Origin of the sequence: Arthrobacter sp. RT-1 (assembly GCF_003367205.1) — a bacterium.
Lineage (GTDB): Bacteria > Actinomycetota > Actinomycetes > Actinomycetales > Micrococcaceae > Arthrobacter.
Genome location: NZ_QRGQ01000001.1, coordinates 54,719 through 67,990, shown reverse-complemented (window position 1 = coordinate 67,990; position 13,272 = coordinate 54,719). Strand labels below are relative to the sequence as shown.

Annotated in this window: 10 protein-coding genes; 8 read left to right on the top strand and 2 right to left on the bottom strand. The window is 64.4% G+C overall.

Annotated elements, in window-relative coordinates; translation table 11 throughout:
* The first annotated feature begins 14 nt into the window (after positions 1 to 14).
* The 8 genes from DXK94_RS00305 (at position 15) to DXK94_RS00270 (ending at position 9,671) form a co-directional block, all read left to right on the top strand.
* Positions 15 to 971 carry a carbohydrate kinase gene (locus tag DXK94_RS00305; RefSeq protein WP_115523335.1) on the top strand — a complete coding sequence of 319 codons (957 nt, stop codon included), beginning with the start codon at positions 15 to 17 and terminating at the stop codon, positions 969 to 971.
* Between the two features lie 162 nt (positions 972 to 1,133).
* On the top strand, positions 1,134 to 2,204 hold the full coding sequence (locus tag DXK94_RS00300) for a LacI family DNA-binding transcriptional regulator (RefSeq protein WP_079595955.1): 1,071 nt from the start codon (positions 1,134 to 1,136) through the stop codon (positions 2,202 to 2,204).
* Between the two features lie 78 nt (positions 2,205 to 2,282).
* On the top strand, positions 2,283 to 3,956 hold the full coding sequence (locus DXK94_RS00295; protein WP_115523334.1) for an ABC transporter substrate-binding protein: 1,674 nt from the start codon (positions 2,283 to 2,285) through the stop codon (positions 3,954 to 3,956).
* A gap of 142 nt (positions 3,957 to 4,098) precedes the next feature.
* The gene (locus DXK94_RS00290; protein ID WP_079595953.1) at positions 4,099 to 5,076 is read left to right on the top strand and encodes an ABC transporter permease; all 978 of its coding nucleotides are present in this window, start codon (positions 4,099 to 4,101) and stop codon (positions 5,074 to 5,076) included.
* An 11-nt stretch (positions 5,077 to 5,087) separates the two neighbouring features.
* Positions 5,088 to 6,026: an ABC transporter permease gene (locus tag DXK94_RS00285; protein WP_079595952.1), complete on the top strand. Its 939-nt coding sequence runs from the start codon at positions 5,088 to 5,090 to the stop codon at positions 6,024 to 6,026.
* On the top strand, positions 6,023 to 6,985 hold the full coding sequence (locus DXK94_RS00280) for an ABC transporter ATP-binding protein (protein ID WP_115523333.1): 963 nt from the start codon (positions 6,023 to 6,025) through the stop codon (positions 6,983 to 6,985). Before DXK94_RS00285 ends, DXK94_RS00280 begins: the two co-directional genes overlap by 4 nt.
* On the top strand, positions 6,982 to 8,076 hold the full coding sequence (locus DXK94_RS00275) for an ABC transporter ATP-binding protein (protein ID WP_115523332.1): 1,095 nt from the start codon (positions 6,982 to 6,984) through the stop codon (positions 8,074 to 8,076). The genes DXK94_RS00280 and DXK94_RS00275 overlap by 4 nt, the downstream gene beginning before the upstream one ends.
* A 170-nt stretch (positions 8,077 to 8,246) precedes the next feature.
* The gene (locus tag DXK94_RS00270; RefSeq protein WP_115523331.1) at positions 8,247 to 9,671 is read left to right on the top strand and encodes a glycoside hydrolase family 32 protein; all 1,425 of its coding nucleotides are present in this window, start codon (positions 8,247 to 8,249) and stop codon (positions 9,669 to 9,671) included.
* A 518-nt stretch (positions 9,672 to 10,189) separates the two neighbouring features.
* Here DXK94_RS00270 and pntB read toward each other — a convergent pair.
* Positions 10,190 to 11,668: a Re/Si-specific NAD(P)(+) transhydrogenase subunit beta gene (pntB, locus tag DXK94_RS00265; protein ID WP_258868377.1), complete on the bottom strand. Its 1,479-nt coding sequence runs from the start codon at positions 11,666 to 11,668 to the stop codon at positions 10,190 to 10,192.
* Positions 11,665 to 13,218: a Re/Si-specific NAD(P)(+) transhydrogenase subunit alpha gene (locus tag DXK94_RS00260; protein WP_115523329.1), complete on the bottom strand. Its 1,554-nt coding sequence runs from the start codon at positions 13,216 to 13,218 to the stop codon at positions 11,665 to 11,667. The genes pntB and DXK94_RS00260 overlap by 4 nt, the downstream gene beginning before the upstream one ends.
* Positions 13,219 to 13,272 lie beyond the last annotated feature (54 nt).

Sequence of the window (13,272 nt, the reverse complement as noted above, 5' to 3'; positions counted from 1 at the left end):
AAGGAAAAACAGACGTGCACAACAACGGCAAGCCGCACCCTCCGCGGCAGGTGCTGGACGTCGTCGTTATCGGGGAAGCCCTCATCGACGTCGTCACCACGCCAGAGGGCACCAACGAACACCCCGGCGGGTCGCCGGCGAATGTCGCCTACGGCCTGGCCCGGCTGGGAGTCAGTACCGGGCTGCTCACCTCCATGGGCGCTGACCGCCGCGGTGATGCTCTCGAGGAGCACCTCACCGGCGCCGGGGTGGCGCTCTTGCCCGGCTCCCGCTCCCAGAAGAGAACGTCGACGGCGACCGCCACCATCGCCGGCGACGGCTCGGCGGGCTACGCCTTCGACATCACCTGGGATGTGAAAGCGCCGGACCTTGCTCTCACCCCACCCAAGGTCCTCCACACCGGTTCGATCGCAAGTTTCCTGCCACCGGGCGCAGGTGGAGTCAAGGCCGTCCTCCAGGAGCTCCGCAGCCAGTGCATCATCACCTACGACCCCAACATCAGGCCAGCCCTGCTCGGAACCCATGCCGAAGCACGGCGCACGTTCGAGGAACTGGTGCACCTCACCGGCGTCGTCAAACTCAGCGATGAGGACGCCGGATGGCTGTACCCGGAAAAGGGCCTCGAGGAAACCGCGACGCACATCCTGGGCCTGGGGGCGGACCTGGCCGTCATCACCGCGGGTCCATCAGGTTCATTGCTCGCCACACCCGCCGCGTCCCTTACCGTCCCTGCAGTGAAGACGTCCGTTGTTGACACCATCGGCGCCGGTGACTCATACATGGCGGCCCTGATCCTGGGACTCCTCACCCGCGGTGCCGGGGGCCTGGCGCCTGCAGTCCTTGACCAGCTGGGATGCATGGCGGCCGCTGCGGCCGCGATCACCGTATCCCAGGCCGGCGCCCGGCTTCCAACTGAAGATGAACTTCGCGCCAGCCTCCAGCATCAGCCCCAGCTGCAGTCCCGCCCGTAGCACCAGCCCTCCCCGCGGCGCCATGGGACAGTGCGGCGCTGACCCCCACAGCCAAGAAAAATTCCCCTTGACAGTGCGAGAGTAACGCGCGTAACCTCGATCACACGCACTAGTAACGCGCGTTACTCTTAAGCAACATCACCACGATCTCCGGAGCATTCAATGGCGAAGACCACCACCTCAAATCATGCTGCGGCTGCGCGGCAGCGGGGTGTCACCATGAATGATGTGGCCAAGCACGCCGGCGTTTCCCGGACTGCCGTCTCGTTCGTGCTGAGCAACCGCGAAAATGCCAGCATCTCCGAGGAAACCCGCTCCCGGATCATCGAAGCTGTTCAGGCGTTGGGCTACCGCCCGAATGCCGGAGCACGGGCACTGGCATCGCAGCGAAGTGATTGGTACGGGATTGTCACCGAGATCGTGACGGCCCCATTCGCCGTCGACATCATCAAGGGTGCACAAGACCAAGCCTGGCTCGACCGCAAGTTCCTGCTCATCGCGCCCTCCGACCAGGCCGATGCCGTGGGACCCAACCAGGGCCTGGAAGATGCCGCAACCGAAAAGCTGCTGGAGCAGCGGGTGGAAGGACTTCTGTACGCAGCAACTTTTCACCGCGGCGTCCACGTTCCGGAGAGCGCCAATGAAGTACCCACCGTCTTGATCAACTGCTTCGACGCGGATGGAAAGCTGCCCTCGATCGTCCCCGACGAGCGTGCGGGCGGACGCGTCGCCGTCGAACGTTTGCTCCAGGCGGGCCACACCCGGATCGGAGTCATCAACCTTGACCCGGTCATTCCAGCTGCAGTCGGGCGTTTGGCGGGTGCACGCGAAGCACTCGCCGAAGCCGGACTCGAGCTGGATCCCGAGCTCGTGGTGCCCGGATACGCAACGGCGGACGGCGGGTACGAGGCCGCGTGCCGCATCCTGGACCGCTACCCACAGGAGGACAGGCCAAGCGCGCTGTTCTGCCTCAACGACCGCATGGCGATGGGCGCTTACGACGCCATCAAGGAACGGGGCCTGACCATCCCCGGAGACATCGCCGTGATCGGCTTCGACAACCAGGAACTGATTGCGGCCTACCTCAGGCCCAAGCTGACCACGGTTGCGTTGCCGTTCGAAAAAATGGGCGCCCTGGGAGTCCAGACGCTCGCAGCCCTTACAGCAGGACAGCCGATAATTGCCGACCAGCAATTAGTCGGCTGTCCGCTGCTAGAACGCTCTTCGGTCTGACCGCGAAATCACTTTCGAAGAGCAACCCCTCCCCCACCCCTTCACCTTGCAGATGAAGATAGGAAAGAGACAACCATCATGACACAACCCCGATTCCTGAGGGCTGCCCGCATCACGGCGGCCGGCCTGGCGGCAGGCGCACTGCTGCTGACCGGCTGTGCAGCCAGCGGCAACAAGGCTGCCAGCACCGATGCCGCGGCGAACGCCAGCGCCTTCCTCACCATTCCGCGTGAGGACATGGGCACGTTCGTGCAGAACTTCAACCCGTTCGCCCCCACCGTCAACCCAATGGTCCAGCAGTCCATCTACGAATCGCTGCTGATCTTCAACCCGGCCAAGGGTGACACTGTGCCGTGGCTGGCCACTGAATGGAAGGCCGCCGACGACGGCAAGTCGATCACCTTCACCCTGCGCGACGGCGTTAAGTGGTCCGACGGCCAGCCCTTCGTGGCCGAGGACGTCGCTTACACCTTCGAGCTCCAGAAAAAGATCAAGGGCGGCTTCGAGTACCTTGACACCGTGAGCGCCGAAGGCAATAAGGTCACGTTCACCTTCAACAAGCCCTGGTCGCCGGCCCTCTACGACGTCGGGCACCTCACCATCCTGCCCAAGCACGTATGGTCCGCCCTTGCCGATCCGGAGAAGGACGCCAATGCCAAGCCCGTCGGCACAGGCCCTTACACCGAGGTTGACAGTTTCCAGGCCCAGTCGTTTGTGCTCAAGAAGAACCCCAACTACTGGCAGCCGGACAAGCAGAAGATTGCCGGTATCAAGATGCTCGCTTTTGCAGGGAACGACGGCGCCAACCTCGCCGCCGCGAACGGCGACGTGGACTGGGCCCCGCAGTACATCCCGAACATCGAAAAGACGTTCGTTTCCAAGGACAAGGAACACCGCCACTACTGGTTCCCGGCCACCGGCGCCATGATCAACTGGCAGCTCAACACCACCAAGGCCCCCTTCAACGATGTTGATGTCCGTAAGGCCCTGAGCATGGCCGTGGACCGGGAGCAGGTCACCACGATCGGCATGGGCGGTTACGCCGAGCCTGCAGACTGCACCGGATTGTCCGGTAACTACGAGACCTGGAAGAACAACGAGGTCAAGGAGAACTGCACCTGGACCAAGCTGGACGTCCAGAAGGCCAATGAGCTGCTGGACAAGGCGGGCTACCCGAAGGGTGCCGACGGCAAGCGGACGCTCAAGGACGGCAAGCCGTTCGAATTCAAGATCTCTGTGGGAGCGTCTTCTTCCGACTGGCTGTCCGTGGCCAATGTGATTGCGCAGAACCTGGCAGAAGTCGGCGTCACGGCAAAGGTGGAGTCACCGGACTGGGCTGCCGTGGTTGCCGGCTACGAGACGGGCGACTTCGACTCCGGCATCGTCTGGAGCGCCAACGATCCCAGCCCGTACAAGTACTTCAACGCCGCCATGGGCACTGCGACGGTCAAGCCCGTGGGCACCAAGACGTTCGACAACTACCACCGCTTCGGCGACACCACCGCCGACGCCCTGCTGGCGGAGTTCGCTGCCGAGGCCGACGAGTCCAAACAGAAGGACATCGCCAACAAGCTGCAGGAAGAATACGACGACTCCGCACCGCTGGTGCCGCTGTTCTCCGGTCCGGAGTGGGGCGCGTTCAATGACACCCGCTTCACCGGCTGGCCCACTGAGGACAACCCTTACGCAACCCTTTCAGTCCGCTCACCTTCTACGGTGCTGGTGCTGACCACGCTGGAACCGCGCAAATAACACCCCACCGCCTCCCTGGCCTCGCTTCGCTTCGGCCAGGGAACCCGGGCGGCGTGGGCCCATGCCGCCCGCATTAGCTGGCCGCCGGATCATCCGGCGGCCAGCCCCCAAACTTTCCGTATTTCCCGAATGGAGGGAAACCGTGCGCTTCATCCTGCGCCGCCTGGGTTTCTACTTGATTGCCTTCTGGGCATCCATCACCCTGAATTTCCTGCTCCCCCGCTTCATGCCGGGAGACCCCGTCTCCCGTATGTTCGCCCGCTCCCAGGACAGAATGCAGCCCGAACAGATTGAGGCCCTGCGAAAGCTGCTGGGTGTCGATGACCGGCCCCTCTGGGAGCAGTACATCGGCTACATGACCAACATCTTCACAGGGCAAATGGGCGTTTCCATCTCCCGGTTCCCCACCCCGGTCACCGAAGTCATCTCGTCCCAGATCGGGTGGACCCTCCTGCTCGGCGGAACCGCCCTGGTGATTGCCGCCGTCGTGGGTAACCTGCTGGGTGTCCTTGCAGCCTGGCGCCGCGGCGGCGCGGTCGACTCCGCGCTTCCGCCGCTGCTCGTGTTCATCGGCTCGTTCCCCTACTTCTGGCTCGCGATGGGTGCACTGTACCTGTTCGGGGTGGTCCTGAACTGGTTCCCCATCCGGCACGCCTTCACTGCCGGCCTGGAGCCAGGGTTCACGTGGGAGTTCATTGGCGACGTCGGCGCCCACCTGGTGCTTCCGGCATTGACCATCGTGCTGGTCTCCATCGGGGGCTGGATGCTGGGCATGCGGAACACCATGATCGCCACCAACTCCGAGGACTACATCACCATGGCCGAGGCCAAGGGACTCCGCCCGGGCCGCATCATGCTCCGCTACGCAGCCCGCAACGCCATGCTCCCGTCCGTCACAAGCTTCGGCATGGGGCTGGGATTCGTGGTGGGCGGCGCGCTGCTCACCGAGGTGGTGTTCGCCTACCCCGGCGTCGGCTACCAGCTCCTCAACGCCGTCCAGGGCCTCGACTACCCGCTCATGCAGGGCCTGTTCCTGACAATCACCGCCGCCGTGCTGCTGGCCAACTTCCTGGTGGACATCCTCTACGTCCGCCTCGACCCGCGCGTGCGCAGTAACTAGAGGGAGCGATCATGACAACCGCAATCCTGAAGCAACCCGGCACAACGGCCGCCAAAACCCCGGCGGCCCGCAAGCCCAACCGCAGCTTCGTCCACGGCATCCTCACCAACAAAAAAGCCCTCACAGGCATGGCCGTGATGCTCGTCTTCATCGCACTGGCCCTGCTGGCACCGGTACTCTTCCCCGGAGACCCGTCGCGGATCACCGCCATGGCATCCATGGAACCATCGGCCGAGCACTGGCTGGGAACTACAGCCAAGGGTCAGGACGTGCTCGCGCTGACGGTCCACGGCTCCCGGAGTTCGCTGTTCGTGGGGCTCACCGTGGGCTTCGCGTCCACCTTCGTCGGCATCCTGGTGGGACTTGCCTCGGCGTACTTCGGCAAGTTCATCGACGAAGCGCTGTCCCTGGTAACCAACGTCTTCCTGCTCCTTCCCGGCCTGCCGCTGCTGGTCATCCTGGCCGCGTTCCTCCCTCCGGGACTGGGCACAGTGATTCTCGTCCTGGTGGTCACCGGGTGGGCAGGCTCAGCGCGCGTCCTGCGCTCGCAGGCCCTGTCCATCCGCTCGAAGGACTTTGTGGCCGCGGCCGTGGTGTCCGGTGAACGGGCCGGCCGGATCATGTTCCGCGAAATCCTGCCCAACATGGCCTCGATCGTGATGGGCACGCTGCTGGCCTGCGTCATCTATGGCATCGGTGCCCAAGCAGGCCTGGAGTTCCTGGGCCTGGGCGATGCCAGCACGGTCTCGTGGGGCAACAACCTCTTCTGGGCAGGCAACGAAGGCGCCCTGCTGACCGGCAGCTGGTGGGTGTTCGTTCCCTCGGGCGTCTGCATCGCGCTGGTCGCCTTCGCCCTTGCCCTCATCAACTACGCCGTGGACGAGGTCACCAACCCGCGGCTGCGGAAGATCAAAACCCCGAAAGACACCGAAAGGAGCGCCGCCAAATGACCATCTCCCAAGTGTCCTTCGGCTCCCACGAACCTGTCCTGGACGTCAAGGACCTCACCGTCAAGTACATCGGCGACACCCGCTCCACCACCGCCGTGGACCGTGTTTCCTTCAGCATCGGCACCGGTGAGGTGTTCGGTCTCGCAGGGGAATCCGGCTGCGGGAAGTCAACCATCGCCAATTCGATCATGCGGCTCCTGAAGGATCCTGCGAAGATCGCAGGCGGCAGCATTTCCTTCGGCGGCAAGGACGTCCTGGCCATGAGCCCGGAGGAGCTGCGGCGCTTCCGCTGGCAGGACGTGGCCATGGTCTTCCAGTCGGCCATGAACTCGCTCAACCCGGTGCTGACCATCGGCGAACAGATCGTGGACATCTTTACTACCCACGCCGGTTACTCCCGCAAGGAATCCCTGCGGCGCGCCGCTGAACTGCTGGAACTCGTGAGGATAGACCCCGCGCGCCTCAAGTCCTACCCGCACCAACTCTCGGGCGGCATGCGTCAACGCGCTGTCATAGCGATGGCCGTGGCACTCAAGCCGTCGCTGTTGATCCTCGACGAACCCACCACCGCGCTGGACGTGGTGGTGCAGCAGGAGATCATGGCGCAGATCAAGGACCTCCAGCGCGAGCTTGGATTCTCAGTCCTGTTCATCACGCACGACATGTCACTCATGGTGGAACTTTCCCACCGCATGGCCGTGATGTACGGCGGCAGGATCGTGGAGACCGCGAAAGCCCAGGACGTCTACGCCAACCCCCTTCACCCCTACACGCAGGCGCTGATGGGTGCGTTCCCGCCGCTCACCGGCCCGCGGGTTCCGCTGACGGGACTGCCCGACGGCGTGAAGTTCCGGAACATCCCGGACCTGGGCGAGGCTGCGCCCGGCCATTTCGTGGCCCCGTTTGGTGCCGACGCTTCAGTCATTGATTCCGCAAACCTGGAAGGAGCCGCACGATGAGCCACTCCCTGACGTTCCCGGCGGCTGGGTCCACCACCAGCACACCCGCCCTTGAAATCCGTGGCCTCGGCAAGTCCTTCCCCATCGGAGGACTGTTCACCCGCTCGTCGGTCCGCGCCCTGCACGGTGTCGACCTGACCCTGGACCGCGGCGAAATCGTGGCGCTTGTTGGCGAGTCCGGTTCCGGCAAGAGCACGCTGGCCCGCTGTGTGGCCCGGCTCGAGAAGCCGAACTCCGGCGCGATCCTGATCGACGGCGTCGACATCCTCAAACGCGATCGTTTCCAGGCGTCTCGTGCGTTTCGGTCCCAGCTGCAGATGGTCTTCCAGGACCCCTTCGGTTCGTTGAACCCTGCCCACAGGATCGAGCATTTCCTGCGGCGTTCGCTGGCGATCCACGGGAAAAGTGGCGGCACCGAGGACGAGACCCGGCGGCGTCTCGAAGACCTCATGACCACTGTTGGCCTGCAGGCTGACATGCTGAACTCGTACCCGCACGAGCTCTCCGGCGGCCAGCGCCAACGCGTTGCGATTGCCCGGGCCCTCGCCGTCGAACCACAAGTCATCCTGGCTGACGAGCCCACCTCGATGCTGGATGTGTCCGTCCGCATCGGCGTGCTGAACCTGATGCGCAAGCTCCGCGACGAGCAGGGCATCTCGATGCTCTACATCACCCACGACCTCGCGTCCGCCCGCTACCTGGCGGACCGGACGGCCGTGATGTTCGCCGGTGAAGTTGTTGAGGAGGGCGAGTCCGTGGACCTGCTGGCAAACCCCGCGCACCCCTACACGCAACTCCTGGTGTCGGCTGTCCCGGATCCCGCGCGGGCAGGCTCATACGATCCCGTCCGCCGCGCCGAACTGCGGCAAGCGGTCATGGCTTCAACCACGTGCGCTTACGACGGCGACACGAACCAGCCCTGTTCGGCCGAGGAACCCGTGCGCCATCAGGTTGGTGACCCTGCAAACCGCCACTGGGTGCGCTGCCACCTCTACCGGCCCTGGGCTGGTGCCGACGGCCACGCCCTGACGGGCGAACCGGCCCAACCCAACGTCCCGCCGTCGAACGTTCAAGAAACGGCAACCGCATGACTGAACTGCCACCCCCGGTCTCCCGCCGTGCAATCCTTAGCGGAAGCGGGGTGGCTGCACTCAGCGGATCGCTTGCACTTTCAGCCTCCTTCGCCGAACCCGCTGCAGCCGCGCCGGCGAAGACGCCTGACCCCGGATCAAAAGGCTCACTGTCAAAAGGATCACGCCGGATGCGCCCGACCTATCACTTCAGCGTCCCCGACAACTGGAAGAACGACCCCCAGCGCCCCATCTACCTGGACGGGGAATACCACTACTACTACCTGTACAACGCCGACTACCTGCAGGGCGGCGGAGGCACGTCGTGGCGCCGCGCCACCACCACGGATCACGTGGCATTCACCGACCGCGGCGTCGCGATCCCCAAATTCAGCGACGGCAACGGCGACTGCTGGTCAGGATCCCTTGTGGTCGACGAGCGGAATACCGCCGGGTATGGCGAGGGTGCGGTAATAGCCCTCGTCACGCAGGCGCCGAATGGCCGCCAGGCTCAGTACCTCTGGTACTCAACCGACCGGGGACGCTCGTTCCAGCCCGCGGGTACAGCCCCCGTGTTGCCGAACCCCGGAGTGCATGACTTCCGCGATCCCAAAGTGATCTGGGACGCTGACCGCGGGCGATGGTTCATGATGAACGCGGAAGGGCAAAAGCTCGGCTTCTACACATCGGCCGACCTGCGGTCCTGGGAGCGCATCGGCGAATTCGTGCGTACCGATCTTGGGCTGCTGGAATGTCCTGATATCTTCCAAATGACCGCCGACGACGGCAGCCCGCATTGGATCCTCGGCACGAGCGCCAACGGCAAAGGCCGCGGCCTGCCCGCCACCTACGCGTACTGGACAGGCACCTTCGACGGCACGTCTTTCACGCCTGATCATCCCGAGCCCGAATGGCTCGACTATGGCTACGACTTTTATGGAGCAGTTACATATCCGCATCACGACGCCTCGGGTGCGGAAGATCAGACCCTCCGCCGGGCGATCGGGTGGGCCAACTTCTGGGACTACCCCCACAACACACCCACCCTCGAGACCGACGGCTACAACGGCGATGACATGATCGTGCGCGACGTCCGCCTCAAACACACGAACGGTGTGTACCACCTCGTTTCCGCCCCCACGGCGGCGCTGCAAAACCATGTGAAGCGCACCCATCTCCTGGGCGACGTCGTTGTACGGGGCACCCGGGACCTCGACGTTCGCACAGCCGCTTACGACCTTACCTGCGAGCTGATGTGGGACCCCGCTTCCCCGCCTGCCAACGTGGGGCTGGAAGTATGCCGTGCACCGGGCGGCGGCCGGCATGTCGCCGCCGGCGCATTCCTGCGGGGTCCCTTCGTTTACGTGAACAGGCGCCCAACTATCAACCCAACCGGCGGTGAAACCCGGACGCCGATTGACCCCTCGACGGGAAGGCTCACCATCCGCATCCTCGTGGACCGCACGAGCGTGGAGATGTTCGTCGGAGACGGACGGGTGGTGCACTCGCACCGGGTCTTCCCTCTTGAAGGCGACAGCGGGATCCGCCTGTACGCCCACGAAGGAGCCGCCACTTTCCGTGACCTGACCATCCACGAAATCAAGTCGACGCATTAGTCCGGGCACGGTCCCGGCAGGCTCGGGCAAGTAAGGCTTCCACGGGAATCGGGTACCCGTTACCCGGGTAACCCTCGGGTCGCATCCGTACTGTTGACAGCGGAGCCGGCGGCGAAGGTGTACGGCTGAGACCACGTGCACCTCCCCCAGCCGCCGCCGGCCCCGCTACTTAAACGGGTACGAGCCCTGTCCCTCCGGGACGGGGCTCGTACTCGTTTTTGTTGCATCGCTCGGGCAGCCAGTTGCTCCTACGTGTGACCTGTCAGGTCACCAACGCCCACCGGCCACTGGATGCTGGTGCTCCAAAAGCTCGTGCTTGTAATGGAGCAAAAACTCGTGTCTGTGGTGGAGTCCTACCCACGCTGATGCATGGAATTCGTCGATGAAACTGACAAGCTGCGCTGGTGCTTGTGCTTGTTCGGTGTTGATGATTGGCTCCGGTTTACTGAGCCGCGTCGCCATGCTGGGAGTGCAGTTACGAAATATTCGGGACAGGGTCATGGTCTCTCGTCTCGTAATCAGAACGCCCGGAGGATGTCTTCGACTCGCTGTTTGGCGTCGCCGAAGAGCATTTGGGAGTTGTCGCGGAAGAACAGCGGGTTTTGGACTCCTGCGTAGCCGGCGGCCATGGAGCGTTTGAACACCACAACGTTTTCGGCTTCCCAGACTTTGAGGACGGGCATGCCGGCGATGGGGCTGCCTGGGTCTTCGGCGGCGGCGGGGTTGACGGTGTCGTTCGCGCCGATGACCAGGACCACGGAGGTGTCGCCGAGGTCGTCGTTGATTTCGTCCATTTCCAGGACGATGTCGTAGGGGACTTTGGCTTCGGCAAGGAGGACGTTCATGTGTCCGGGCAGGCGCCCGGCGACCGGGTGGATCCCGAACCGGACGTTCACACCCTTCTCACGGAGCTGGTGGGCCAGTTCAGCCACAGGGTACTGGGCCTGGGCAACGGCCATGCCGTAGCCGGGGGTGATCACGACGGACGAGGCGTTGGTGAGCATTTCCGCTGTGGCCTCGGCCGTGATTTCGCGGTGCTCGCCCTGGTCCGTGTCCCCTTTGCTGGCGGGGGCGGCGATGCCGAACCCGCCGGCGATCACGGAGATGAAGGACCGGTTCATGGCCTTGCACATGATGTAGGACAGGTAGGCGCCGGAGGAGCCGACCAGGGCGCCGGTGATGATGAGCAGGTCGTTGTTGAGCAGGAAGCCGGCCGCGGCGGCGGCCCAGCCGGAGTAGCTGTTGAGCATGGACACGACCACGGGCATGTCGCCGCCGCCGATGGAGGCCACCAGGTGCCAGCCCAGCCCCAGGGCCAGGACGGTGACGACGATGAGCAGCCAGAGCTGGGAATCGTTGACGTACCAGACGGTCAGGGCAATGAACGCGGCCAGCGCCCCGAGGTTGATCCCGTTTTTACCCGGCAGCATCAGGGGTGAGGACTTCATCCGGGCTGAGAGTTTCAGGAACGCCACGATCGAGCCGGTGAAGGTCACCGCGCCGATGAACACGCCGATGAACACCTCGGCATGGTGGATCGCCATCAGCTCAGAAGACAACGCGGGAGCTTCGAGATGGCCGTTCCAGCCCACCAGGACCGCCGCGAGGCCCACGAAGCTGTGCAGCAGGGCGATCAGTTCGGGCATGCCGGTCATCTCGACCACCCGGGCGCGCCAGAGCCCGATCGCACCGCCGACGGCGACCGCGGCGACCAGCAGGCCCAGGCCGGTCAGGGCGTGGCCCGTGCCCCAGGCGTCCTGCAGGGTCAGCCAGATCGTGGCGGCGAGGGCGATGACCATGCCGGTGATGCCGTAGGCGACCCCGGCGCGGGCTTTCTCGTGCTTGCTCAGCCCGGCGAGGCTGAGGATAAACAGCAGGGCCGCGACGATGTAGGCCGCCCCCGCGATGGAGTCGGCCGTCAACGGACCGGAGACAGTGTCAGACACGGTAAAGCTCCTTGAGATAAATCCTGCTGCTGTTTCGGGGACGGCGCTCATGAACGGACCTTTCCGGCGGAGAACATCGCGAGCATGCGCCGGGTGACAGCGAACCCGCCGAAAATGTTAATGCTGGCCAGCAGCACCGCGACGGCGGCGAGGACCTGCATCACGAGGTTCTCGGAAGTGACCTGCAGCAGGGCCCCGACGACGATGATCCCGGAGATCGCGTTCGTCACGGACATCAGCGGCGTGTGCAGGGCGTGGTGGACTTTCCCGATCACATAGAACCCGACCACGATCGAGAGCATGAGGACCGTGAAGTGCTGCGGCAGCGGCGCCGGAGCCACCGCATTGATCCCGAACAGCACCGCGATCCCCGCGGCAAAGAGCCCGGCTTTACCGGCGTTGCTGAGGCCCTGTTTCTTCTTCGGCGCCGTGCTTTCGGCAACATCAGCCTGGGTCTTGGCCGCCGGTGCGGCGGAGACCTGGACCGGGGGCGGCGGCCACGTCTTCTCACCCTCACGCACCACCGTCACCGAACGCTGCACCACGTCGTCGAAATCGATCCGAAGCTGACCGTCCTTGTCCGGGGTCAGGAGCTTGAGCAGATTCACCATGTTCGTCCCGTACAGCTGGGACGCCTGGGCCGGCAAACGGGCCGGCAGATCCGTGTAGCCCAGGATCACCACCCCGTTGTCCGTCACGATCCGTTCCCCGGCGACGGAGCCTTCGACGTTTCCGCCCTGGCCCGCTGCCATGTCCACGATCACGCTGCCGGCCTTCATGCTTGCCACATCCTCGGCGGTGAGCAGCTTCGGTGCCGGACGCCCCGGGATCAGGGCAGTGGTGATGATGATGTCCACATCCGCTGCCTGCTCCGAGTAAATTTCCGCAGCCCTGGCGTTATACGCCTCAGACGTGGCCTTCGCGTACCCGTCCGTGGACTTCATCTCTTCCGCGACCTCGACCTTAAGATAGGTACCGCCGATGGATTTCACCTGGTCGGCAACCTCCGGCCGCGGATCAGTCGCCCGGACAATAGCGCCCAGGCTGGACGCAGCGCCGATCGCCGCCAACCCGGCGACACCGGCCCCGGCAACCAGCACCTTCGCGGGCGGGACCTTGCCCGCCGCGGTCACCTGTCCCGTGAAGAACCGGCCGAACTCGTGCGCCGCCTCGATCACGGCACGGTACCCGGCAATGTTTGCCATCGAGCTGAGCACGTCCATCGACTGGGCCCGGGAGATCCGCGGCACCGCATCCAACGCCAGCGCCGTGATCGGACGCGAAGCCAGCGCCTCCACCAGCTCAGGCCGCAATCCAGGGCTCAACGACCCGATCAGCGTGGCACCCTCGGTGAGACGGGTGATCTCATCCTCAGTAGGCGGATTGATCCGCAACACCACCTCGCTGCCCCACGCCTCATCAGCACCCACAACCAGGGCACCCGCTTCGGCGTAAGCCTCATCACGGAAGGATGCCGACTCCCCCGCACCTTTCTCGACCACAACCTCGTAGCCCAACCCCAACAACTGCTTCACGGTGACAGGCGTCGCCGCCACCCGTGTTTCGCGGCCCAACTCGGCCACAATGCCAATACGTGTCACTATTTCTTCTCTCTAAGATGTGATGCCCGGTCATTGCTGCCGCCGTCCAATGGA